This window comes from Herbidospora sakaeratensis (genome assembly GCF_001570525.1).
GTDB classification, from domain to species: Bacteria; Actinomycetota; Actinomycetes; order Streptosporangiales; family Streptosporangiaceae; genus Herbidospora; species Herbidospora sakaeratensis.
Window position 1 is genome coordinate 214,104 of sequence record NZ_BBXC01000009.1, and the last position, 23,114, is coordinate 237,217.

The 23,114-nt window shown below is 70.5% G+C and carries 21 protein-coding genes and 1 tRNA gene; 11 read left to right on the forward strand and 11 right to left on the reverse strand.

Annotation, left to right across the window (positions count from 1 at the left end; translation table 11 throughout):
• Positions 1-36: 36 nt before the first annotated feature.
• Positions 37-879 (reverse strand): arylamine N-acetyltransferase family protein, encoded by an 843-nt coding sequence (locus AW271_RS10955; RefSeq protein ID WP_062335538.1) that lies wholly within the window; start codon positions 877-879, stop codon positions 37-39.
• Positions 880-976: 97 nt separating this feature from the next.
• On the opposite strand from AW271_RS10955, the gene AW271_RS10960 reads away from it, so the two are divergent.
• From AW271_RS10960 to AW271_RS10985, 6 genes are read left to right on the forward strand one after another with little or no spacing between them, the layout of a single operon-like run.
• A complete protein-coding gene (locus AW271_RS10960; RefSeq protein ID WP_062335540.1) occupies positions 977-1,666 on the forward strand; it encodes a response regulator transcription factor in 690 nt (229 codons plus the stop codon).
• On the forward strand, positions 1,663-5,526 hold the full coding sequence (locus tag AW271_RS38380) for a DUF4153 domain-containing protein (RefSeq protein WP_083976460.1): 3,864 nt from the start codon (positions 1,663-1,665) through the stop codon (positions 5,524-5,526). Before AW271_RS10960 ends, AW271_RS38380 begins: the two co-directional genes overlap by 4 nt.
• Before the next feature lie 4 nt (positions 5,527-5,530).
• Positions 5,531-7,015, forward strand: a complete 1,485-nt coding sequence (locus AW271_RS10970) for an N-acyl-D-amino-acid deacylase family protein (protein ID WP_062335542.1) — start codon at positions 5,531-5,533, stop codon at positions 7,013-7,015.
• Positions 7,016-7,049: 34 nt separating this feature from the next.
• Positions 7,050-8,147: an alanine racemase gene (locus tag AW271_RS10975; RefSeq protein WP_062335544.1), complete on the forward strand. Its 1,098-nt coding sequence runs from the start codon at positions 7,050-7,052 to the stop codon at positions 8,145-8,147.
• 8 nt (positions 8,148-8,155) lie between these two features.
• The gene (locus tag AW271_RS10980; RefSeq protein WP_062336402.1) at positions 8,156-8,536 is read left to right on the forward strand and encodes a Rid family detoxifying hydrolase; all 381 of its coding nucleotides are present in this window, start codon (positions 8,156-8,158) and stop codon (positions 8,534-8,536) included.
• On the forward strand, positions 8,536-9,759 hold the full coding sequence (locus AW271_RS10985) for a hypothetical protein (RefSeq protein ID WP_062335546.1): 1,224 nt from the start codon (positions 8,536-8,538) through the stop codon (positions 9,757-9,759). The genes AW271_RS10980 and AW271_RS10985 overlap by 1 nt, the downstream gene beginning before the upstream one ends.
• On the opposite strand, the gene AW271_RS10990 is transcribed toward AW271_RS10985, so the two are convergent.
• From AW271_RS10990 to AW271_RS11005, 4 genes are all read right to left on the reverse strand, one after another.
• A complete protein-coding gene (locus AW271_RS10990; RefSeq protein ID WP_062335548.1) occupies positions 9,751-10,752 on the reverse strand; it encodes a LacI family DNA-binding transcriptional regulator in 1,002 nt (333 codons plus the stop codon). The genes AW271_RS10985 and AW271_RS10990 overlap by 9 nt on opposite strands.
• Positions 10,753-10,804: 52 nt before the next feature.
• Positions 10,805-11,758 (reverse strand): carbohydrate ABC transporter permease, encoded by a 954-nt coding sequence (locus tag AW271_RS10995; RefSeq protein WP_062335550.1) that lies wholly within the window; start codon positions 11,756-11,758, stop codon positions 10,805-10,807.
• A gap of 2 nt (positions 11,759-11,760) precedes the next feature.
• Entirely contained in the window at positions 11,761-12,744 is a 984-nt protein-coding gene (locus AW271_RS11000) for a carbohydrate ABC transporter permease (RefSeq protein ID WP_062335551.1), read from the reverse strand.
• A gap of 74 nt (positions 12,745-12,818) precedes the next feature.
• Positions 12,819-14,126: an ABC transporter substrate-binding protein gene (locus AW271_RS11005; RefSeq protein ID WP_369408364.1), complete on the reverse strand. Its 1,308-nt coding sequence runs from the start codon at positions 14,124-14,126 to the stop codon at positions 12,819-12,821.
• A 669-nt stretch (positions 14,127-14,795) separates the two neighbouring features.
• On the opposite strand from AW271_RS11005, the gene AW271_RS41445 reads away from it, so the two are divergent.
• Positions 14,796-16,169: a GH1 family beta-glucosidase gene (locus AW271_RS41445; RefSeq protein WP_062335555.1), complete on the forward strand. Its 1,374-nt coding sequence runs from the start codon at positions 14,796-14,798 to the stop codon at positions 16,167-16,169.
• Positions 16,166-17,149: a LacI family DNA-binding transcriptional regulator gene (locus tag AW271_RS41450; protein WP_062335557.1), complete on the forward strand. Its 984-nt coding sequence runs from the start codon at positions 16,166-16,168 to the stop codon at positions 17,147-17,149. Before AW271_RS41445 ends, AW271_RS41450 begins: the two co-directional genes overlap by 4 nt.
• Here the strand turns inward: AW271_RS41450 and AW271_RS11020 are convergent.
• On the reverse strand, positions 17,133-17,552 hold the full coding sequence (locus AW271_RS11020) for an SRPBCC family protein (RefSeq protein ID WP_062335559.1): 420 nt from the start codon (positions 17,550-17,552) through the stop codon (positions 17,133-17,135). The genes AW271_RS41450 and AW271_RS11020 overlap by 17 nt on opposite strands.
• Positions 17,553-17,585: 33 nt before the next feature.
• Positions 17,586-17,756, reverse strand: a complete 171-nt coding sequence (locus AW271_RS38390; protein WP_083975055.1) for an MbtH family NRPS accessory protein — start codon at positions 17,754-17,756, stop codon at positions 17,586-17,588.
• 106 nt (positions 17,757-17,862) lie between these two features.
• On the opposite strand from AW271_RS38390, the gene AW271_RS11025 reads away from it, so the two are divergent.
• Together AW271_RS11025 and AW271_RS11030 are read left to right on the forward strand one after the other, a co-directional pair.
• Positions 17,863-19,005, forward strand: a complete 1,143-nt coding sequence (locus AW271_RS11025) for an ROK family transcriptional regulator (RefSeq protein WP_063817950.1) — start codon at positions 17,863-17,865, stop codon at positions 19,003-19,005.
• 85 nt (positions 19,006-19,090) lie between these two features.
• Positions 19,091-20,449 (forward strand): glycoside hydrolase family 16 protein, encoded by a 1,359-nt coding sequence (locus tag AW271_RS11030; RefSeq protein WP_062335561.1) that lies wholly within the window; start codon positions 19,091-19,093, stop codon positions 20,447-20,449.
• Here AW271_RS11030 and AW271_RS11035 read toward each other — a convergent pair.
• The 3 genes from AW271_RS11035 to AW271_RS11045 are packed head-to-tail and all read right to left on the reverse strand — an operon-like array spanning position 20,428 to position 21,988.
• Positions 20,428-20,994, reverse strand: coding sequence for a DinB family protein (locus AW271_RS11035; protein ID WP_062335563.1), 567 nt, complete (start codon positions 20,992-20,994; stop codon positions 20,428-20,430). The genes AW271_RS11030 and AW271_RS11035 overlap by 22 nt on opposite strands.
• Before the next feature lie 10 nt (positions 20,995-21,004).
• A complete protein-coding gene (locus AW271_RS11040) occupies positions 21,005-21,571 on the reverse strand; it encodes a hypothetical protein (RefSeq protein WP_062335566.1) in 567 nt (188 codons plus the stop codon).
• 15 nt (positions 21,572-21,586) lie between these two features.
• Positions 21,587-21,988, reverse strand: a complete 402-nt coding sequence (locus AW271_RS11045; protein WP_245653026.1) for a response regulator transcription factor — start codon at positions 21,986-21,988, stop codon at positions 21,587-21,589.
• Between the two features lie 122 nt (positions 21,989-22,110).
• Here AW271_RS11045 and AW271_RS11050 point away from each other — a divergent pair.
• Positions 22,111-22,182: transfer RNA gene (locus tag AW271_RS11050), tRNA-Arg, on the forward strand.
• Positions 22,183-22,230: 48 nt separating this feature from the next.
• Here the strand turns inward: AW271_RS11050 and AW271_RS11055 are convergent.
• Entirely contained in the window at positions 22,231-23,055 is an 825-nt protein-coding gene (locus AW271_RS11055) for a helix-turn-helix domain-containing protein (protein ID WP_062335571.1), read from the reverse strand.
• Positions 23,056-23,114: the final 59 nt, after the last annotated feature.

The following is a 23,114-nucleotide window of genomic DNA, read 5'->3' on the forward strand; positions in this document are numbered from 1 at the left end:
CCTATAGGACTGCAATTATTATAACTGCACTCCTAACTATTGTTGCTGGGTGGTGAGCCACTTCCCGTGGCTTTCCTGCAGTTGGGGCCACAAGATTGTGCGTTCCTCACTCGTCAGGTGGAGGCCGAAGACGTCGCCCAACGCCGCGAAGTAGTCGCCCTCCCGGTCGAGCGTCGTCGACGTCGAGTCGTCGCCCACCCGGGTCAGCACCAGCCCCCGCAACGAGTCCACCCCCGTCGCGTCCCGCCGCTGGATCGCCAGCACCCGCACGAACCCCGACTCCGGCGACGTCGACAACCGGACGTGCTCCGACTCGAACGCCGTCATCTCCGTCGGGACCTTCCGGAAGTCCATCCCGACGAAGCTGCCGCGCGGGTCGTGGTCGAGCCGCCACCCGCCCGGCTCCGCCTCCGACGGCCGGAGCCGGTAGGTGAACGGGCCCTGCTCGTAGACGCCCTCGATCAGGGGAAGGGGGGAGTGGATCGCGTCGCCGAGGCCGGCGTCGACCAGCCACTCACCTGACGGGTTCTCCTCGGTCGGCAGGCCGCCGACGGTCAGCACGAGGTGGTTTCCCCGCGCTCCGGCGGGGTCGGTGGCCGAGCCCTGCACGCCGCCGAAATGCCGGGTCACCGCGTAGCCCAGCGCCGACAGCAGTTCGGAGAGCGCCCCGTTCAGGTGGAAGCAGTAGCCGCCCCGCCCGGAGACGATCCGTTCGGCGGATTCGGCCGGGTTCACGCTCGTGGACCGGCCCAGCCAGATGGGCAACGTCTCATAGGGGACGCGCTCCACATGCGCCCGCTGGAGCGCGAAGAGGCCGTCTGCACTCGGCTTCGCCGAGGGCAGCCGGAGCCGTCGAAGATACCCGTCAACGTCGATCACGAGCCCACGCTAGACCCCGCCACCGACAGAACCGCCTGCACGAAAGCTCCACAAAAAGCCATGAAAGCTCTGCACGTCCGGCCTCTACGCTGCCTGCATGGCATATCCCCAGCAGCGCCGGGTGCTGGTCGTCGAGGACGACGACACCATCGCGAAAGCGGTCGCGACCCGGCTGACGGCAGAAGGGTTCGACGTCCGGGTCGCGAGCGACGGCGAAGGGGCGTTGGTCGCGTACGCGCGCTTCGAACCCGACCTGGTGGTGCTCGACCGGCTTCTTCCCGGTCTGGACGGACTGGAGGTGTGCCGTCGCATCCAGGCCGCCCGGCCGGTGCCCGTGCTCATGCTGACCGCGCTCGGCGAGGAGACCGACGTGCTGGTCGGGCTGGGCGTGGGGGCCGACGACTACATCACCAAGCCGTTCAGCATGCGGGAACTCGTCGCGCGTATCCACGCCCTGCTGCGGCGGGTCGACCGGGCGGCGCAACTGGCGTCCGAGGAGACGGTGCTGCGGGTCGGGGAGATCGAGATCAACCTGGCCGAGCGGCGGGTGTTCGTGCGCGGGGCCGAGGCCCAGCTGACCCGGACCGAGTTCGACCTGCTCAGGCGGCTCGCCGAACGTCCCGGACAGGTCTACGAGCGGGAACGGCTGCTCGCCGACATCTGGGGGTTCTCCGAGGCGGCGGCGACCCGCACCGTGGACAGTCACGTGCGGGCGCTGCGTCGCAAGCTCGGGTCCGAAGTGGTGCGGACCGTCCATGGGGTCGGGTACGCCCTGGTGCGCCCATGAGGCCGCTCGACTTCCTCGGCCGCATCAAGGTCAAACTCGGGATCGTCATGGTCGGGGCCGTGGTGACCGCGTTCGTGGTGAACGAGGTGGGGATCAACGGGGGCGTGCCCCGCGACCTCCGGATCGCCTTCGCGGTGTTCCTGGCGCTGCTCATGATGCAGGTGCTGGCCCGGGGCATGACCAAGCCCCTGCGGGAGATGGCCGCCGCCGCGCAGACCATCGCCAAGGGTTCGTACGGCCTCCGCGTCACCGCCACCAGCCGCGACGAGGTCGGCGAGCTGGCCAGGGCCTTCAACGCGATGGCCGCCGACCTGGCCGAGGTCGACCGGCAGCGCCGGGAACTGGTCGCCAACGTCAGCCACGAGCTGCGCACCCCGATCACCGGCGTGCAGGCGGTGCTGGAGAACGTGGTGGACGGCGTCTCCCCGCCGGAACCCGAGATCCTCGGCACCGCCCTCGCCCAGACCCAGCGCCTCGGCCGTCTCGTGGCGCAACTCCTCGACCTGTCGCGGCTCGACTCGGGGGCCCGGCCGATCGAGGCCGAGGAGTTCGACCTGGCCGACCTCGGCGGACAGGCCGTCCGCGAGGCGTCACTAGGCCGCGACGACGTGACGGTCGTCGCCGAGATCGCCCCCGGCCGCCACCTGACGACGGCCGACCCCTCGCTGCTGGCCCAGGTGCTGGCCAACCTGCTGGACAACGCCGTCCGGCACAGCCCGCCCGGCGGGACGGTCACCCTGACCTCCCGCGCCTCGTCCGACGCAACCCTCGAAATAGAGGTCGCCGACGAGGGCCCCGGCATCCCGCCCGCCGACCGCCAGCGTGTCTTCGAACGTTTCTCCCGCCTGGACGCCGCCCGCGCCGCCGACGCGGGCGGAGCCGGCCTCGGCCTGGCCATCGCCAAGGAGATCGCCGAACTCCACGGGGGAACCATCGCGGTCGCCGACGGGCCCGGCTGCCGAATGGTCGTCACCCTGCCCAAGGCGGTCAGGGAAGCGACCCCCGCCCTGGCCGGACGAACCCTCGCCGCGGGCCGGACCCCCACGGGGGCGGTCCACGCCCGGCTTCCGGCGACCCGCCGCTCACGAACCGATACGGAGGCCGGTCTCGTGAAAAATCCCGATTCGCCCCAGACCAACCCGCCGCCCGCCGCCCAGGTGGCCCGGACGGCCCCGAACCCGCGGACCGCGGAGGCGCAGGTCTCACCGGCGGCCGAGGTGGTGCCCGATTCGTCGGCGGCATCGGCCGACGGGCAGCCGTCGCCGGAGACCGGAGTCGCGCCTGGGCCGGATACACCCCCGGCTCCGGCGTCCCCCGGGGGACTGTTGTGGAGGGCAGCGCCGACCTCGGGGGAACCACCGCTGGTGGAGACGCACACCGGGGCCGTGCCGACGCCGTTGTCGGCCAACGGTTCCGAGAGGCCGGCAGAGTCAGCCGACCCCAAGCTCACCCCCGAAGCAGCCACGCCCCAGTCGGTGACGACCGCGACCGAAGGGGAGCCGGGCGACCTCACCACCCCGGCCGTCGCGGCTGCTGCCACCCATTCGTCAGCAGTCCCGGCCGACACCACGCCGCTGGTCTCACCGGCTGCCCCCGCGCATGCGCCAGCGGCTGCGGTTGACTCCGGTTCGCTCGCCAACCATGCGGCACCGACGTCGGCCGATTCAGGGTCGCTCGTCTCACCGGCCGCGCCTGCGCATGTGGCACCGACCTCGGCTGATTCCGGTTCGCTCGCCACCTCGGCCGTCACTGCGCATGCGGCACCGACCTCGGCCGATACTGGAGCGCTCGGCTCGCCGGCTGCCCCCGCGCGGGCCGCGTCGGCCTCGGCCGATTCGGGGTCGCCTGACACCCCGGCCGTTCCGGCGCATGCGGCGGCTTCGGCCGACTTCGGGTCGCCCGTCACCCCGGCTGTCCAAGCGCATGCGGCGACAGCTTCGGCCGACTCCGGGGCGCTCGTCTCGTCGGCCGTCCCCGCACATGCGGCAAGCGCCTCGGCCGGCTCCGGGGCGCTCGTCGGCGAGGCCGGTTCCGGTCAACCCCCGGCCGTCGGTTCCGTCCGTACCGCCGTCACCGCGCCGCACCCCGTCGTGGTCTCCACCGACCCCCGTCAGCCCGTGCCACGTGGACAGACCACCCCCGGCGGGCCCCCTCCCACGGCCCCCCGTCAGCGCATGCTCGACGAACCGTCCCCCGCCCGGTCCCTCGGCGGGGCCATCGTCGGGGGGATCCTCGGGGCGCTCGCCGGGTTGCTCGGGGGCACGGTCGCGGCCGTGTTCTTCGGGACCGGGCCGAACACCGAGATCCAGGCCGCCGGTGCGTTCCTGGTGTTCGTCTGCGTCGGCATCGCCGTCGGCGCGTCGCTGGGCGGCCGGGTTGGGTCGTCCGAGCAGCAGGGCGGGCAGTTCGACGCGTACACGCCGCCTCCGCTGTTTCCCCGGCCCGCCCTGCCCGACACGCCCACCTGGGTGCTCCCGGCGGCCATGGGGGTGGGGCTCGTCGCGGCCGTCTGTTTCCCCTACGCGCCGACCGGCATCGGGGTGGTGCTGACCGCCGTCGCGCTCACGCTGGCGGTGGCGCCCGCCCTCCGGCATCGCGTCAACGCCTGGAGTGTCGCCTACTCCGTCGCCGCCTACGGGCTGGTGTCGGTGGCGCTGTTCCGGGACGCCGACTGGCTGGTCGGGCTCTCGCTGCTGGCCGCGTTCGCGGTCGCCTCGCTGGCGGTGTCGGGCGGGCGGGGCTGGGCCGGAGTGGTCAGGGGGTTGTTGTCGGTCGGGCTGGCGGTGTTCCCGGTGCCGTGGTTCCTCGGCGGGCCGGTGCGCAAGGTCCTCAAGCGGCGCAGTCTGCTGCCCGTCCTGGTGTCGCTGGGCATCACCGCGATCCTGCTGGCGGTCTTCGGGGTGCTGTTCGTTTCGGCCGACGCGGTCTTCTCCTCGTTCGCCCGCGAGTTGTTGTCGGCGCCCGCCTGGGCCGGGTCGTTGCCGGTGCGGATCTTCCTGTTCCTCGTCTTCGGGGTGCTGGCCGCCGCCGCGATCCTGGTCGCGCTGCGGCCGGTGGCCGAACCCCGCGTCGACTACGCGCCGCTCAATCTGGCCCGGACCCTCTGGATCATCCCGCTGGTCGGCGTGAACCTGCTGTTCGCGGCCTTCGTCGGGGTGCAGATCTCGGTGTTGTTCGGCGGCAGCCGCCGGGTGCTGGAGACGGCCGGGCTGACCTTCGCCGAGTACGCCCGGTCGGGCTTCTTCGAGCTGATCACCGTCAGCGTGTTCGTGCTGTTCATCGTGGCCTTCTGCGGCCTGATGATCAAGGGGGACCGGTGGGTCATGGCGACCCTGCTGGGGCTGCTCTGCGCGCTGACCCTGGTCATCCTGGCCTCGGCGCTGCACCGGCTCGGCCTCTACACCGCCGCCTACGGCTTCACCCGGCTGCGCGCCTCGGTGGGCGCGACGATCTGGTGGGTCGCCGCGGTGTTCGTGCTGGTGCTGGTCGGCGGGCTGGTCAAGCGGCGGGCGTGGTTGCCGAAGGCGCTGGTCCTGCTCACGGCGGTGTCGCTGACGGTCTTCGCCGTCTGGAACCCCGACGCCCAGGTGGCCGAGACCCAGGTGTCGATACGCGGCGTCGACCGCCTCGACGCCCACTACCTGGGCCGGCTGAGCGCGGACGCCATCCCCGGCCTCGACCGGCTGCCCGAGCCGATCAGGAGCTGCGTGTTGCGGGACGTGATCGCGGTCCAGGACCTGCGCTTCCCCGACCCGTGGAACGGCTGGAACCTGTCCCGCAGGAAGGCGGCCGAGATCCTCGCGGCGCACCCGGTCGACCCGTCGGTGACGTGCGAGGAGAAGTACCGGTCCGCATACTGATCAGGTGACCTTCGACGTGGTGATCGCGAACGGCCGGGTCGTCGACGGGACCGGCGCCCCGCCGTTCCGCGCCGACGTCGGGATCTCGGACGGGAAGATCGCAGCGGTCGGGCGGCTGCCGCACCACGACGCCGTCGACGCCACCGGCCGGCTCGTCCTGCCGGGGATGGTCGACTGTCACTCCCACGGTGACGCGCTGGTCCACGACGCGGGCTTCCAGCTCGCCAACCTGCGCCAGGGCGTCACCACGGTCGTGCTGGGACAGGACGGGCTCTCGTTCGCCCCGACCACCACCAGGGCCGCGTTCGACTACGCCACCCGCTACTTCGCCGCCATCAACGGCGGCTTCCCGGGCGACGGACCGCTGTCGGTGGCCGAGATCAGGGCGAGCCACGACAGGGCCGCCCTGAACAGCGTGTTCCTGCTGCCACACGGAACGATCCGCTACGACGTGCTCGGTCCCGCTCAGACCACCGCTTCCGCGGACGAACTCCACACGATGCGCTCGATCGTGGAGAAAGGGCTCGAAGAGGGCGCGGCGGGCCTGTCGACCGGCCTCGAATACGTGCCCGGCCGCTACGCCGACGTCACCGAACTCGCCGCCCTGTGCGCGCCTCTCCAGGGTCTTCCGTACGTCACCCACATGCGCGGCTACGGCCAGTCGGCGCCCGTGGGGATGAAGGAGGCGCTGGCCGTCACCCGGAGGGCCGGCGTCCCGCTGCACGTCTCCCACTTCCACGGCCCGGCCGACGTGCTGCTGCCGCTGCTGGACGGCGACACCACCTTCGACACCTACCCCTACCTGCGCGGCAGCACGATCCTGGCGATGATCGTGTTGCCGCGGCACGTGCCGGCGGCCGACCCGGCCGCGGCCCTGCCGATGATCGAGCACCTCGACCTCGACTACGCCTGGGAGCGCCTCACCATCGCCCACGCCCCCGGCCTCGAATGGTCCGAAGGCCTCACCATCCCCGAAGCCGCCGCCAGGAACGACGAGTCGCCGGCCGGGTTCGCCCGCCGCCTCCTCATCGAGACCGACCTCGAAGCCGGCTGCGTCAGCGCCCGCCCCGACGAGGGTCCCGAAGGCGAGGAGTCGGTCCGCCGCGTCCTGCGCCACCCCGCCCACACCGGCGGGTCCGACGGCCTGCACGTCGGCGGCCATCCCCACCCGCGCGCCTACGGCGCGTTCGCCCGCTTCCTCGGCCACCACGTGCGGGAGAAGGCGGATCTGAGCTGGGCGGAGGCCGCCTCGCATCTGGCCGCGCATCCCGCCCGCCGGTTCCGGCTGTTCGACCGGGGGCTGGTCCGCCCCGGCCAGGCCGCCGACCTCATCCTCGTCGACCCGGCGAAGGTCGCCGACAGGGCCACCTACGCCCGCCCCCGCGAACTCGCCCAAGGGGTCGACGACGTGTGGATCAACGGGGAGCGGGTTCTGAAAGACGGACGAATGACCACAGCCCGACCCGGCCGGGCCCTGCGACCGGCGTAGTCTCCTATACGATCCACGAGTGCTCATTTCCGGCATGACCATCGACTGGCGCACACGGGGATTCGTCCAGCCGGAGCCGGTCACGGCGGAGGAGTTCCTGGCCGCGCGGCACAGCCTGTTCGACGGCCCGTTCACGTGGCCGCTGATGGTCGCCCGCGAGAGCGCCCTCGACCACAACGTGCGGGTGCTCGCGGAATACGTACAGGAGAACGGTCTTCTCCATGCCCCGCACGGCAAGACGACCATGTCGCCGCAGCTGTTCGCCAAGCAGCTCGACGCGGGCGCCTGGGGCCTGACGGCCGCGACCGCGAGCCAGGTCATGGTCTACCGGAACCTCGGGGTCGAACGGGTCCTGCTGGCCAACGAGATCTACGACACCCGCGCGATCGAGTGGATGGCGCGACAGGACTTCGACGAGCTGCTCGTCTACGTCGACTCTCCGCGCGGGGTGTATCTCCTCGCCGGGAAGGGCTTCCGCCTCCTGGTCGAACTGGGGCATCCCGGCGGCCGGACCGGCTGCCGGACCATCGAAGAGGCGAAAGCGCTCAAAGCGCTCATCGACGCCACCAACGGGGTCGAGTTCGCGGGCGTCTCCGGCTACGAGGGCACCCAGCCCGATCGTGACGGTGTGCAGGCCTATCTGAAGGACCTGCGGAGGCTCGCGGAGGAGCTCGGCGCCCCGATCGTCTCGGCCGGCGGCAGTTCCCACTTCGACCTGGTCACCGACGAGCTGGCGGGCATGGACGCCCAGGTCATCATCCGCCCCGGCGCCTACATCGCCCACGACGACGGCTTCTACGCCCGCATGAGCCCCTTCGCCCACCGGCTGAAGCCCGCTCTCATGGTGTACGGCCAGGTGATCTCCACCCCCGAACCCGGCCTGGCCATCGTGGGTCTCGGAAAGCGCGACATCTCCCACGATCTCGACCTGCCGATCGCCCCGGCAGGGCTGGAGACCAGGTCGATCCAAGACCAGCACACCTACGTCAGCGATCCCGGGAACACGGTCGGGCCGGGAGACGTGCTCGGGTTCAGCGTCTCCCACCCCTGCACCGCCTTCGACAAGTGGCGGGTCATCCCCGTCGTCGACGACCAACACATCGTGGTCGACCTGCTCACCACGTACTTCTAGGAGTGACTTTGAAGGAAGAGATCCGCACCACCGACGGCGCCGCCCCCGTCGGCGCCTACTCGCAGGGGCTCGTGGTCGGCGACTTCGTCTACACCTCGGGCATGGGGCCGCTCGACCCGGAGACCGGCGAGATCGTCGGCGCCGACGTGGCGGAGCAGACCCACCGGACCATGAAGAATTTGGGCGCGGTGCTCGCCGTCCACGGCCTGACCTTCGACGACGTGATCAAGTCGACGGTGCACCTGCAGAACCTGAAGGAGGACTTCGCCGCCTACAACGAGGTGTACAAGTCCTACTTCACCCCGCCCTATCCGGTCAGGACCACCGTAGGATCGCAGCTCATGAACATCCTGGTGGAAATCGACTTCGTGGCCTACAAGGGGCGTTAGTGGATTCTTCGGTGTACGTCTTCGTCGAGGACCTGCGCGACGAGGGCGTCGACGTGGTGCTCGACCGGATCACGGACCTCGGCGTGGCCGGGGTGACCGTGGCCGCCGCCGTCCACCAGATCGCCGACGTCACCCCCCACGGCTCCAGCCGGATCACCCTCCGGCACGACGGCGTGCACTTCCCGCCGCCGCCCGACCTGTTCGCACGCCTCTCGCCGCCGCTCCAGCCCGGCGCCGACGACAAGATCCTCGACGACCTGCGGGCCGCCTGCCGGGTGCGCGGCCTGGCGTTCCACGGCTGGGCGGTCTTCCTGCGCAACCCCACCCTCGGGGCGGCCCACCCCGAGGTGACGGTCCGCAACTGCTTCGGCGACCGCGGCGCCCCCGCCGACCTGTGCCCGGCCAACCCCGACGTCCGCGCCTACGCGGTGGGCCTGGCCAGGGCGGTGGCCCGCCAGGGCGTCGACCGCGTCGTGGCCGACTCGCTGCACTTCGCCGCGTTCGAGGCCGACCGCTCCTACATCCCCCTTGGCCCCATGGACGCCTTCCTGCTGGGCCTGTGCTTCTGCCACCACTGCCTGTTGCGGGCGACCCAGCTCGGGGTGAACGCCGAGGTGGCCCGCGAGGAGTGCGCCCGGATCGTCGGCGGCGTGCTCGACGGCGACCCGCCCGCCCAGGGCCAGGTCACCCGGGCGGCGCTGACCGCCTACGCCGGCCCCGAAGTGGTCGCCTACGCGCGGGCCCGCTCCGAGACGGTGACCTCGCTGGTCGCCGAGGTCTCGGCGGCGGTCACCGAGGAGGGCTCCCAGCTCACCTTCACCGACGCGACCGGCGCGCTGAAGGGGGCCGCCGACGGCCTGCCCACGGCCGGCCTGGCCGCCCACGACGCCTGGCAGATCGGCGTCGACCTGGTGGCGCTCGGCGACCTGGTCCCGTCGTTCGCGGTGCTCGCCTTCGCCCGCGACGCGACCCGGATCGCCGACGACCTGGCGGCCTACTCGCGCTCGGTCGGCAAGGACCGCGAACTGCGCGCGGTGTTGCGGCCGGGCATGCCCGACATCGAGGGCTGGGGCGAACGCCGCCGGGACGTCGACTCGACCGAGCGCCTGGCCGCCAAGATCAGGGCCGCCAAGGCGGCCGGGGCGGCCGGGGTCGACTTCTTCGCCTACGGCCTGGTCAGCCGGAAGGTCCTCAGCCGGATCGACGGAGCCCTCTCAGGCTGACTCGCGGACCACCAGTTCCGTTTCGAGGATCACCGGGTCGGCCGCCGTCTCGCCCCGCTCCAGCAGGCTGAGCAGCAGCTTCACCATCGCCGCGGCCTGTTCGATGATCGGGTGGCGGACCGTCGTGAGCGGCGGGTCGGTGTAGCGGGCCGCCTCGATGTCGTCGAAGCCGACGATCGCGACGTCGCCGGGCACGCTGCGGCCCGCCTGGCGCAGGGCCTGCATCGCGCCGATCGCCATCAGGTCGTTGGCGATGAAGACCGCGTCGAGCTGCGGGTCGTCTTCGAGGAGCTGGCGCATCGCGATCGCGCCCGACTCCCGGGTGAAGTCGCCGACCGCGACGATCGAGCGGCGGTCGCTGTCGCGCAGCGCGTTGCGGTAGCCGGTCAGCCGGTCCTGCCCGCCGATCATGTCCTGCGGGCCGGCGATCGTGGCGATGCGGCGGCGGCCGCGTTCGAGCAGGTGCTTGACGGCCTTCTCGGCCCCGCCGACGTTGTCGTTGTCGACGTAGGGCAGGGCCACCGGCACGGCCGGACGGCCGTAGGAGACCGCCGGCACGCCCATGCGGGTGATCGCGGCGGGCAGCGGGTCGGCGCCGTGCATCGAGATCAGCATGACGCCGTCGACGTGGCCGCTGGCGATGTAGCGCTCCACACGGGCGTGGGACTGGGCCGAGCCGCTCAGCATCAGCACGACCTGCTTGTCGGCCGCCTCCAGCTCGACGCTGGCCGAGCGGATGACGGTGGAGAACATGGGGTCGTCGGAGAACACCCGCGTCGTCGGCTCCGACACCACCAGGGCGATCGAGTCGGTGCGCTGGGTGACGAGGCTGCGCGCCGCCGAGTTGGGCACGTAGCCCAGCTCACGGACGGCGCGCAGCACCACGTCGCGGATCTCGGGACCGACGGTGGACTGGCCGTTGACGACCCTGGAGACGGTCGCCCGGGAAACCCCGGCACGAGCGGCGACGGCCTCCAAGGTGGGGCGCTTCATCGACGGGTCCCTCCCACGGGGCTCGGGTTGCGGACGATAACGATATCGGCCCCTAGCCCTTCACACTTCCGGCCAGCAGGCCGCGAACGAAGTAACGCTGCATCGACAGGAACACGATCAACGGGATGATCATGGAGACGAACGCGCCCGAGGTCAGGCGTTGCCACTCGTTTCCTCTGGTCCCGGCCATCTGCGCCAGCCGTACCGTCATCGGGGCGGTTTCGGCGGTGCCGCCCGAGAAGATCAGCGCGACCAGCAGGTCGTTCCACACCCACAGGAACTGGAAGATGCCGAACGCCGCCAGCGCGGGGGCCACCAGCGGCAGCACGACCTTGCGCAGGATCGTGCCGTGGGTGGCGCCGTCGACGCGGGCCGCCTCCATGAGTTCGCCGGGCAGTTCCGACATGAAGTTGTGGATCAGGAAGACGCCCAGCGGCAGCGCGAAACAGGTGTGGGCGAACCAGACCTGGACGAACTGCGCCGAGCCTTCGAGGTTCCAGGCCGGCATCAGGGTGATGCCGAACACCTCCACGCCCTGCGAGAAGAACGACAGCAGCGGCACCAGGGCCATCTGCAGCGGCACGACCTGGAGGGCGAAGATGCCGATGTAGACCCAGTCGCGGCCGCGGAACCGCGTCCACGACAGCGCGTAGGCCGCGAAGGTGGCCAGCGCCAGCGGGAACAGCACCGACGGGATCGTGATCACGATCGAGTTGATCAGGAACGACGCCAGGCGGCCCGACGACGACGAGCTGCCGAACAGCACCTCCCGGTAGTTCTCCAGGGTGAGCTGCGGGTTGCTGAAGAACGTCCACCAGCCGGTCTGCTTGATGTCGTCCTCCGGCCGGAACGACGACAGGAACAGGCCGAACGTCGGCGTGGTCCACAGCAGCGCGATGACGACCGCGACCAGGCTCGCGACGCGGCCGGAGAGCCGCTTGCGGACCCGTCCGGCCGCCGTCCTGGGCTGGGCCGTCTTGGCGACGCCGGGGGCGATGGTGGTCATGCTCATGCCTCCCGGCGCTGCCGCAGCGAGCGGATCTGGTAGATGACGATGGGCGTGACGAGCACGAAGAGGAACACGGCCAGCGCCGCGCCCTTGCCCGCCTCGCCGTAGCGGAACGCCTGGTTGTACATCTCGTTGGCGATGACGCTGGTGTCGAACTGGCCGCCGGTCATCGTGCGGACGATGTCGAACAGCTTCAGCGTGCCGATCGACTGGGTCACCAGCACCACCACGAGCGCCGGGCGGATCGAGGGGAGGGTGACCCGGAAGAACATCTGGAGCGGGGTCGCGCCGTCGAGGCGGGCGGCCTCGACGATCTCGGCCGGGATGCCCTTGATCGCGGCCGACAGGACCACGGTGGCGAAGCCGGCCTGGATCCACACCATGACGATGATCAGGAACAGGGTGTTCGTCGGGGCGCTCTGCAGCCACTGCTGCGGTTCGCCGCCGAGCCACACCACGAACTGGTTGAGCAGGCCGATCTGGTCGGCCTCCTCGGGACGGTAGGCGTAGACGAACCGCCAGATGATGCCCGCGCCGACGAAGGAGATCGCCATCGGCAGGAACACCAGCGACTTGGCGATCGACTCGAAGCGGGACTTGTCCACCACGACGGCGTACACGAGGCCGATGGCCGTCACCAGAAGCGGCACCAGCAGCACCCAGATCAGGGTGTTGCGCAGGACCGTGAGCGCTTCGGGCTGGGTGAACATCCAGGCGTAGTTGTCCAGGCCGACGAACTGACTGCTGTCACCGCTCATGAACGACAACAGGGTGGTCCGGATGCCGGGCACCACCAGGCCGATCGCGAGCAGCACCAGCGCGGGACCGAGCAGCAGGAGCGAGTGCCCCCACGACCGTTCCTTCATCGGGGCGCGGTCGAGCAGCAGGAGCATCAGGCCGACGAAGGCCAGGAACGCGACGACGCCGATCAGAAGCTGGATGAGTTTGGGCGCCTCTGCGGCGAAATCGAAGAAGAAGTCCATGGGGGAGGTCTCCCGGGTGCGGATGTGCCCGGCCCCGGAGCTCGTGGCTCCGGGACCGGGCAGCGGTCCCTAGATCAGTTCTTCGGCCAGGAGGCCTCGATGAAGTCGAGGGTCGACTTCGTGTCCTTGCCGTTGATCCAGTCGGTCATGCCCTTCCAGAAGGTGCCCGCGCCCACGGCGGCCGGCATCAGGTCGGAGCCGTCGAAGCGGAAGACCGTGCTCGGGTCCTGCAGCATCTCCATCGACAACTTGTCGATCGGGTTCGCGGCCTTGCTGACGTCGACCTTCTTGTTGGCCGAGACGTAGGTGCCGAGCGCCATGCGGCGGTTCGGGAAGTCGCCGCCGGCGAGGTAGGCCTGCACGGCCTGGACCTCGGGACGGTCGGCGAACGCGGCCACGAACTCGCCGGCGCCGAGCACCGGCTTGCTGCTGGCGTCGTTGCCGGGCAGGTAGAAGGCGAAGACGTCGCCGTCCTCGGCCACCTTGGTGCCCTCGGGCCAGAAGTTGGCGTAGAAGGACGCCTGGCGGTGCAGGGCGCACTGGCCCTCGGTGATCGGCACGCCGCCCTCCTGGAAGGCGGTGGCGGCGATCGACTTCACGGGGCCGTAGCCGCCGTTGACGTACTTCTCGTTCTTCAGGATCGCGCCGACCTTGTCGACGGCGGAGACCATCTTGGGGTCGTTGAAGGGCAGGTCGTGGGAGACCCACTGGTCGTAGCCCTCGGGGCCGAGGTCACGGAGGACGACGTCCTCGATCCAGTCGGTGGCGGGCCAGCCGGTGGCGTCGCCCGACTCGATGCCGGCGCACCACGGCTTGATGCCGGAGGCGGCGATGGTCTCGGTCAGGGTCATCAGGTCGGCCCACGTGGTGGGGACGGTCCAGCCCTTCTCGGCGAACATCGACGGGGAGTACCAGACGAACGACTTCACGCTGGCGCCCAGCGGGGCGCCGTAGAAGACGTCGTCGACGGTGCCGTACTTGACCCAGTCGGGCGACCAGTTCTCGTTGGCCAGGCCCTTGACCTTCTCGGAGGCGGGCTTCAGCTTGCCGGCCTTGGCGAAGCGCTCAAGGAGACCGGGCTGCGGGAAGAACGCGATGTCCGGCGGGTTGCCGGCGTCGGCGCGCACCTGGATCTGGGCCTCGAACTCGCCGGTGCCCTCATAGGTGATCTTGATGCCGGTGCAGTCGGCGAAGGGCTTCCAGGCCTGCTCGAACAGGTCGGCCTCCGCGTCGCGGATCGGGGAGTAGATGCTCACCGTCGTGCCGTCGAACTTGCCGTATTCCGTGAACGGGGCGCATTCGGCGGACGCCGCTTCGCCGCCGCCGGCGCTGGCCGCCGGTGCCGCGGAGTCGCCGCCGGAGTTGCCGCAGCCGGTGGCCACGAGTGCCAAGCCCAAACTTGCCGCGATGGCGGACAAACGGGCGGGTCGTGAGAGGAGCGACATGGACCCTTCCTCCAAAGTTCTTCCATGAACTCTCATCAGAGAGCGGTTCCGGAAGCTTCACCCCGGTTACGACGGCGTGTCAATCCATGTGAGATTACGGTTACCGCATTGTGAATTGGACGGTTCCGTTATCGTGGAGAGCGCTCTCTGGTGACGTCGCAGCCGGTGGCGGGCGGGGGGCCGACCGTCACATTCCCGGCATTGAGCGCTCTAAGCACCAACGCAGGACACGTTATGGGGACGGTGGTGGGAGCGCGACCACGGTTGTGTTCCGATTCGGTCACCACACCCCTGTAAGGGTTTTTCCGCATGTATCAACAAATAGGCCGCATTAGTCCACGGCGGTCGGCCGTGGAGCGCGGGTGTGCGCGCCGGCGCGGGCCGGCGGGCCCGGTCGCGGCCGGTGTCCGGCCCGCCTGCCGGAGCCATGATAGAGAGCGCTCTCAGGTGTGGAACACTGACGGAGGGTGAAGCTTGTGTCAACAGGGCCTCACCCGTCACCGGAAGAGCGTGTGACCACGGTCCCGCGTTGACATGGAGACCGCCTTGCCGGGATGCTGGCTGAGAGCGCTCTCACAAGGAGAGCCGGTTGGGTGGGGGCGGAGCATGACCGTGTCGGCGGATCTGGCCAGGGGGGCAGAGGTCCTGGAATTCCCGCAAGGGTTCGTGTGGGGCACGGCGACCGCCGCCTACCAGATCGAAGGGGCCACCCGCGAGGGGGGACGCGGCCCGAGCATCTGGGACACCTTCAGCGCCATCCCGGGCAAGGTCTTCCAGGGTCACACCGGCGAGGTCGCGTGCGACCACTACCACCGCCACCGCGACGACGTCGCGCTGATGGCCTCGCTCGGCATGTCGGCCTACCGCTTCTCGGTCGCCTGGCCGCGCATCCAGCCCAGCGGCAGCGGCCCGGCCAACCCGCACGGCCTCGACTTCTACGACCGCCTCGTCGACGACCTCCACGAGGCCGGCATCACCCCGTTCGTCACCCTCTACCACTGGGACCTGCCGCAGGCCCTCGAAGACCGGGGCGGCTGGACCAGCCGCGACACCGCCGAGCGGTTCGCCGAGTACTCGGCCGCCGTCTTCCGCCGCCTCGGCGACCGCGTCGAGCACTGGACGACCCTGAACGAGCCGTGGTGCTCGGCCTTCCTCGGCTACGCCGCCGGCATCCACGCCCCCGGCCGCACCGACGTCGGCGCCTCCTTCGCGGCGGCCCACCACCTGCTCCTGGGCCACGGGCTCGCCACCCGGGAACTGCGCGCCCTCGGCGCCAAGCAGATCAGCATCACCCACGCGCTCTCGCCGATGAGGGGCGCCGACCCCGACGCCGTGGCGGTGCCCGACGGCATCATGAACCGGATCTTCCTCGACCCGGTCCTGCGCGGCGTCTACCCGGCCGACGTGGTGGCCCGCGCCGCCCGCTTCACCGACTGGTCGTTCGTGCGCGACGGCGACCTCGAAGTGATCAGCCAGCCGATCGACCTGCTCGGCGTCAACTACTACAACCCGACCTTCACCGAGCCCCGCCCCGGCGAGCCCGCCAACCCGGTCTTCCCGGGCAGCGAGGGCATCGGGTTCCCCGTGCCCGACGGTCCGAAGACCGCCATGGGCTGGCCCATCGAGGCCGCGGGCCTCACCGAACTGCTGGTGAGCCTGTCCCGCGACTACCCCGACGTGCCGCTCATGATCACCGAGAACGGCGCCGCCTTCGACGACACGCTCATCGGGGGCCGAGTCGACGACAGGCGGCGCGTCGAATTCCTCGACGCCCACTTCCGCGCCGCCCACGCCGCCATCGAGGCCGGGGTGGACCTGCGCGGATACCTGGTCTGGAGCTTCCTCGACAACTACGAGTGGGCCTTCGGCTACGACAAGCGCTTCGGCCTGGTCTACATCGACTACGCCACCCAGGAGCGGGTGCCGAAGGACAGCGCCAAGTGGTACTCCGAGGTGATCCGCCGGAACGGCCTGGCGTGAGCCGGCCCACTCTGGAGAAGGTGGCCGCCCGCGCGGGCGTGTCCCGCGCGACGGTCTCCCGCGTCGTCAACGGCTCGACGACGGTGGCCGAGCACATCCGCGTGGCGGTCCAGCGGGCCGTCGAGGAGCTCGGCTACGTGCCCAACCAGGCCGCCCGGTCGCTGGTGACGCAGCGGGCCGACTCGATCGCGCTGGTCTTCTCCGAGCCGCCGGTCCGGGTCTTCTCCGACGACCCGACCTTCGCCGGCATCATCCGCGGCGTCTCGGCGGAGGCCGACGCCGCCGACAAGCAGGTCGTGCTGATGCTGGCCGGGTCGACGCGCGGCCACGAGCGGGTCGAGCGCTACACGACCTCGGGCCACGTCGACGGGGTGATCGTCGCCTCGATGCACGGCGCCGACCCGCTGCCCGCCGCGCTGGCCCGCCGGGGCATCCCGGTGGTGTGCAGCGGGCGGCCCCTGACGGGGTCCTCTCTCCCGTACGTCGACATCGACAACGTCGGGGGCGCGGAGTCGGCGGTCCGGCGCCTGCTGGAGGCGGGCCGCCGCCGGATCGCCACCGTCGCCGGGCCGCCCGACATGGTCGCCGGCATCGACCGGCTGACCGGCTACCGGAACGCGCTGCGCGACTCGGGCCGGCGCTCGATCATCGCGATCGGCGACTTCACCCGCGACAGCGGCTACGAGGGCATGACCCAGCTGCTCGACGACGACCCGGGCCTCGACGCGGTGTTCGCGGCCTCCGACATGATGGCGCTCGGCGCGCTCCGGGCGTTGCGGAAGGCGGGCCGCCGGGTGCCCGACGACGTGGCCGTGATCGGCTACGACGACGTCCCGGCCGCGCCCTACGCCGACCCGCCGCTGACGACGATCCGGCAGCCCACCATGCGCATGGGCCGGGAGCTGGTGCGGCTGCTGCTGAACCCGGGGGAGTCGTCGGTGATCCTGCCGACCGAACTCGTGGTCAGGGAGTCGGCTTAGAGCTCTCGATGGCGGCCTTCTCGATGGCGGCCGCCATCTCGGCCAGGCCGCGTTCCATCCGGATGCGGACCTCGCCGGCGGCGGTGTCGGGCAGGAAGTCGGCCGTCCAGACGAGGGTGCCGTCCGGCGTCACCTCGAACGACGCGTGGTGGTGCTCCAGGGGCGGGCGGGCACCGGCGACGACCGCGTAGGCGAAGCGGCGGGTTTGGTCGTCGAGGGCGACGATCAGCTCCTCGACCACGTTGCCGTCGGGGAAGGTCAGGAAACGGCGGCCGTTCTCGATACTCGTGCCGGCGACCCGGCCGGGCAGCAGGCGTTCGTGGACGGCGCCGACGTCCCGGATGACATTCCAGGTGTGATCGGGCGAAGCGGAGATCGGAAGCTCGACTCGGACAGAGGCCACGGCCGGACCATATCGCGGCGAACGCGGAGGACGTCAGACGATCTTGCCGTCGATGCCCCAGAGCGCGGCCACGTGGTCGAGGTTCTCCTGGAACACGCCGTCGACGCCGGTCGCGACCCACCCGTCGGGGGGCTCGCGATCGGCGGGACAGAGGGAGTAGTTCCCCTCTCCATCCATGATGACCTTGAACGTACGGGGGGCCATATCTGCCCCTTTCCACCGACTGAGAGCGCTCTCTGTTCAGAAAACACCCGTTCCACTGGAACGTCAAGAGGTGTACGTTCAATCCCTGAACAAGGGAGATCGTTCGATGGCCAACTCCTTGACGGCCCTGCGGGAGACCAACCGCCGCCTGATCACGGAAACGGTGCGTAAGTCCGGCGCCCTCACCCAGGCTCAGCTGGCCCGTCAGACGGGCCTGTCCCCGGCCACCGTCTCGACCATCGTCAGGGAGCTGCGCGACGCGGGGCTGGTGGAGATCTCCCAGGCCGGCGGGCGTCGCCACCTCATCTCCCCGGCCCGCGAGACCGGGCTCGTGGTCGGCGTCGACTTCGGGCACTCGCACCTGCGGGTGGCGCTGGCCGAGCGGTCCCACCGCGTGCTGGCCGAGGAGGCGATGCCGTTCGACGTCGGGGCTCGCGCCCCCGAGGGCCTGGCGGCGGCCGAACGCCTGATCATCGGGCTGCTGGGACGGGCGGGCGTGAGCCGTGCCGAGATCAAGGCCGTGGGGCTCGGTTTACCCGGCCCGATCGACCCGGAGACGGGGATCATGGGGTCGAGCACCATACTGCCGGGCTGGGCCGGCGTCGATCCCGCCGCTGAGCTGGGACGACGTCTCGGCGTGCCGGTCGTGGTCGACAACGACGCCAACCTCGGGGCGCTCGCCGAGGCCACGTGGGGGGCGGCCAAGGGGCGGCGCGAGGTGGCGTACATGAAGATCGGCACGGGGGTCGGGGCGAGCATCCTGATCAACGGGCTGCTCTACCGGGGCGCCACCGGGACGGCCGGGGAGCTCGGCCACATCACCATCGACGAGAACGGCCGGTTGTGCCGGTGCGGCAACCGCGGCTGCCTGGAGACGCTGGCCGGCGGCCAGCAGCTGATCGACCTGGTCCGGCCCACCCACGGGCCGGTCACGGTGTCGCGGCTGGTCGAGCTGGCGCACGGCGGCGACATCGGCTGCCGCCGCGTGATCGCCGACGCGGGCCGGCACCTCGGGGTCGCGGTGGCGAGCCTGTGCAACATCCTCAACCCGGGCCTGGTGGTGATCGGCGGGGCGCTGGCCGAGGCCGGTCCGCTGCTGATCGAGCCGATCATGACCGTGGTCGGCCGGCTGGCCATCCCGAGCGCGGCCCGCGCGGTCAATGTGGTGAAGGGTGAACTGGGAGAGCGCGCCGGAGTACTCGGAGCCCTCGCGCGTGTTCAGACCCCGAACGTGGAGAGCGCTCTCTAAAACCTTCACCTTGGGCCTTGACGACGTGTGAAGCCGGGCGCACAGTAACGGCATTCTGCGACTTCCCACGTCCCGAAAGGTTCCGATGGCAACCTTACGAGTCGGCAAACGCTCTCTGATCGGGTGGATCGCCGCGTTGCTGGTCCCGGTCGTGTGCATCGGCGTCGCCCATGCCGCCGTCCCGGCGACCCCCTCCGGCTGGACCCTCGTCTGGTCCGACGACTTCAACGGCTCGGCTGGCACGCTGCCCTCGTCCACCAACTGGATCATCGACACCGGCCACGGCTACCCCGGCGGTCCCGCCAACTGGGGCACCGGAGAGATCCAGAACTACACGTCCAGCACGAGCAACCTCAGCCTCGACGGCAGCGGAAACCTGCGCATCACCCCGATCGGCAGCGGCCAGAACTGGACCTCCGCCCGCATCGAGAGCCGCCGCGCCGACTTCAAGCCCGCCTCCGGCCGCATCCTGCGCATCGAGGGCCGGATCCAGATGCCCAACGTGACCGGCAACGCGGCGCTCGGCTACTGGCCCGCCTTCTGGGCCCTCGGCGCGCCCTACCGGGGCAACTACTGGAACTGGCCCGGCATCGGCGAGTTCGACATCATGGAGAACGTCAACGGGATCAACCAGGTCTGGGCCGTGCTCCACTGCGGCGTCTCCCCGGGCGGCCCCTGCAACGAGACCAACGGGCTCGGCGCCGCCCGCGCCTGCCCCGGATCGTCGTGCCAGTCGGCCTTCCACACCTACCGCTTCGAGTGGGACCGCTCGATCACCCCGAACCAGTTCCGCTGGTACGTCGACGGCGTCAACTACCACACCCTCAGCCAGAACCAGTTCGACGCCACGACCTGGAACAACATGACCAGCCACGCGGGCTACTTCCTGCTGCTCAACGTGGCGATGGGCGGCGGCTTCCCGAACGGCGTCGCCGGGTTCGGCACCCCCACCTCCGCCACCGTCAGCGGCCGGCCCATGGTCGTCGACTACGTCGCCGTCTGGCAGAGCGGCGCCGGCACGACCCCGCCCCCGTCATCGCCGCCCCCGACCGGCGGCGTGATCCAGGCCGAGTCGTACAACGCCCAGCAGGGCACCCAGCTGGAGACCACGACCGACTCCGGCGGCGGCCAGAACGTCGCCTACATCTCCAACGGCGACTGGCTGCGCTACTCGGTCAACTTCACCGGTGAGACCCAGTTCAACGCCCGCGTCGCCTCCGGCGCGGCCGGCGGGGTCAGCGGGCTCGTGCAGGTCAGACTGGGCAGCCCCACGGGCACGGTGATCGGGCAGATGTCGGTCGGCAACACCGGCGGCTGGCAGTCGTGGCGGACCGTGCCCGCCAACATCTCGCCGGTCAGCGGCACGCAGACCGTCTACCTCACCTTCAGCAGCGGCCAGCCGGCCGACTTCGTCAACCTCAACTACTTCAGCTTCTCCCGGTAGAGGTCGCGCAGCAGCGCGATCTCCGCCGTGTGGTGGACGAACTCCCGGTTCAGCCACCAGACGATCGAGATGAACGGCACCGTGGGGTCGAGCCCGGCAGGGAACTGGCTGAACCCCACGGTGTCGAGCTGCCCCTCCGTCAGCCCGTCGACGTCCTCCTTCCACCGCTCGACGCTCTCGAAGAGCCGCTTCTGGGCGTCGTCGGCCGTGTGGGGGATCTCCAGGTCGTCGAAGAGCATGCGCCGGTTGCCGAACGTCCAGTCCCAGCGCATCTCGAAGCAGGCGAGCAGGTGCGCCATCCGCCAGCCGATGCTGGTGACGGGCGGCGGGATGGGCTCGTGGGGGCTGAAGTCGGCGATCCAGTCGCCCTTGCCGTAGACGTCCACGTCGCCGTCGAGCCTTCGCCGGACCGTCCAGGAGTTGCCCGGGGAGGGCTCCCAGAAGTACTCGTCGTCGGTCAGGCCCTGGAGGCGGTCGCGGGTGAAGGTGAGAGAGGTCTCCAGCTGGTCGAGCAGCAGGCCGACCCGGTCGGTGCGCAGTTCCATGCCCGGGGCACTACCCCCGGACCGTCCACTCATGAGCGTCGAGGAACGACCGGTCGCCGACGAGATAGAGCAGGACCATCCGCCGGACCTGCTCCTTGTCGGTCGTGGACGTCGTCCTGATCACGCCGTCCTCCTTGAAGTCGACCTCGTAGCCGGGGGCGACCTGGATGAAGTGCTGGCCGTAGACGACCAGCGCCAGGAAGGGGTTCTGGGCCGACAGGGTCTCGAGCACGTCGTTGACCAGGTTGAGATCGGGGTCGTGGGCGACCACGCCGTCGCCGGTGTGCAGCTGCACGTCCCGGTACGCGCCCAGCGGCTCCCGGTTGTGGATCAGGTGGCGGCGGACGTCGTAGCAGACGAGCCCGTGCTCGCGGGCGAACGTGAAGGCGGCGTTCCCGACCTCGTCGCCGGCCTCGTCGGGCGCCGACACGAGCGCGCCGTCGACGACGGCCCCCGGCAGGGCGGCGGCCAGCGCCCGGCTGACCTCCTCGGGAAGCTGGGCCTTCCGGTACCGGTCCCTGGCCTCCTCCTTGGAGATCGGTTCGGGTTCGTACCAGAGGGCCAGCTCGAAGGTCATGCCTAGACGATAGGGCTAGATCTCCTGCGACCGGCTCCGGGCCGCCAGCGCCAGGTCTCTGACGACCTGGATCAGCTCGGCCGGGTCGAACGGCTTGGTCAGGTAGGAGTCGACGCCGATGCCGAGCCCCCGGCGCTTGTCGTCCTCCTGCGCCCGCGCCGTGATCAGCACGACCTTGACGTGGGTGGTGCGCGGGTCGGTGCGCAGCTTGGTGGCCGTCTCCCAGCCGTCGAGCCGCGGCATCATGACGTCGAGGGTGATCACATCGGGATCGACCTCTCTGACCCGGTCGAGGCAGTCCTGCCCGTCGAAGGCTGTATAGACATCGAAGCCCTCCAAGGTCAGATTGACCGCGATGAGCTGCCGGATGACCTCGTCGTCGTCGACGACCAGTACGCGCCCCAAAACCTCACCCACGGCCGCGAGGCTACCCGGGAGGGGCGGCGGGCGCGGGGTTTTCGGGGGATGTGTGCCCGGGCGCGTCGCATAACGGTGTGCGAAGAGGGTGTGGAGTGCTGGTAACCTAGGCTTGTTCCTGAGCCCCCTTAGCTCAGGGGATAGAGCACCGGCCTCCGGAGCCGGGAGCGCAAGTTCGAATCTTGCAGGGGGCACCGAAAACCCGAACCCTCACGACCCCGGTCGTGGGGGTTTCCTCGTTCTCAGGCCACGTCCCGGCACAACTCCTCCAGCGCCTCCGCCGAGTGCCCGTCGTGCCCCGCCTGGAAGGTGATCAGGTACTGCCCCGGCGAGCCCGCCAGTGAGAACACCTCGCAGTTGACCTCCAGTTCCCCGACGAGTTCGTGCCGGAAGCGCCGGGTCCTGCTGGGTTCGATCTGGACGTCGTACCGCGCCCACGCGTCCCGGAACTCCGGGCTCTGGTCGGTCAGTTCCTCGATGAGGCCGGCCACGCGGGCGTCGTGCAGGTTCCGGCCGGCGGTGGCGCGGAAGTGGGCCACCTTGGAGCGCGCGGTCGACTCCCAGTCGCCGTAGAACTCGCGCGCGATGGGGTCGAGGAACGTCGCCCGCAGCGTGTTGTTGCCGATCTTGGGCCGGCGGCGGAGGCCGCGCTCGTAGAAGGCCGTGGCCGACGGGTTCAGGGCCAGCGTCTCCATGTACTGGTTGACCACGAAGGCGGGGGTGCGGGGCCAGCTGTCCATCAGGCGGATCAGGTGCGGGCTGACCTCGTCCGACGCGCCGTCGGGCGGGGAGGCGCCCCGGGCCAGGGCGTACAGGTGGGCGACGGCGTCGGCGCCGAGGGTGAAGACCTCCGTCAGGGCGGCGATGACCTGGTCGGAGGGGTTGCGTTCACGTCCTTGTTCGAGGCGGACGTAGTAGTCGGTGCTGACGCCGATCAGCATCGCGACCTCCTCCCGCCGCAGGCCGGGGGTGCGGCGGGCGCCGGCGTCCGGCAGGTCGACTCGGGCGGGAGGGGTGATCTCGCGCCGGGCCCGGAGGAACTCGCCGAGCTTTCTGTCGGTTTCCATATAGGCACCTTATGCGCCTTATGTCTGGTTTGCCTGGGTGTACCACGGCCACCCTGGTT

Bases quoted from the DNA above. Each gene is read 5' to 3' on its own strand.
- AW271_RS10960 (WP_062335540.1), top strand. From the start codon at position 977: ATGGCATATCCCCAGCAGCGCCGGGTGCTGGTCGTCGAGGACGACGAC.
- AW271_RS38380 (WP_083976460.1), top strand. From the start codon at position 1,663: ATGAGGCCGCTCGACTTCCTCGGCCGCATCAAGGTCAAACTCGGGATC.
- AW271_RS10975 (WP_062335544.1), top strand. From the start codon at position 7,050: ATGACCATCGACTGGCGCACACGGGGATTCGTCCAGCCGGAGCCGGTC.
- AW271_RS10990 (WP_062335548.1), bottom strand. From the start codon at position 10,752: ATGAAGCGCCCCACCTTGGAGGCCGTCGCCGCTCGTGCCGGGGTTTCC.
- AW271_RS10995 (WP_062335550.1), bottom strand. From the start codon at position 11,758: ATGACCACCATCGCCCCCGGCGTCGCCAAGACGGCCCAGCCCAGGACG.
- AW271_RS11000 (WP_062335551.1), bottom strand. From the start codon at position 12,744: ATGGACTTCTTCTTCGATTTCGCCGCAGAGGCGCCCAAACTCATCCAG.
- AW271_RS41445 (WP_062335555.1), top strand. From the start codon at position 14,796: ATGACCGTGTCGGCGGATCTGGCCAGGGGGGCAGAGGTCCTGGAATTC.
- AW271_RS38390 (WP_083975055.1), bottom strand. From the start codon at position 17,756: ATGGCCCCCCGTACGTTCAAGGTCATCATGGATGGAGAGGGGAACTAC.
- AW271_RS11025 (WP_063817950.1), top strand. From the start codon at position 17,863: ATGGCCAACTCCTTGACGGCCCTGCGGGAGACCAACCGCCGCCTGATC.
- AW271_RS11030 (WP_062335561.1), top strand. From the start codon at position 19,091: ATGGCAACCTTACGAGTCGGCAAACGCTCTCTGATCGGGTGGATCGCC.
- AW271_RS11035 (WP_062335563.1), bottom strand. From the start codon at position 20,994: ATGGAACTGCGCACCGACCGGGTCGGCCTGCTGCTCGACCAGCTGGAG.
- AW271_RS11040 (WP_062335566.1), bottom strand. From the start codon at position 21,571: ATGACCTTCGAGCTGGCCCTCTGGTACGAACCCGAACCGATCTCCAAG.
- AW271_RS11055 (WP_062335571.1), bottom strand. From the start codon at position 23,055: ATGGAAACCGACAGAAAGCTCGGCGAGTTCCTCCGGGCCCGGCGCGAG.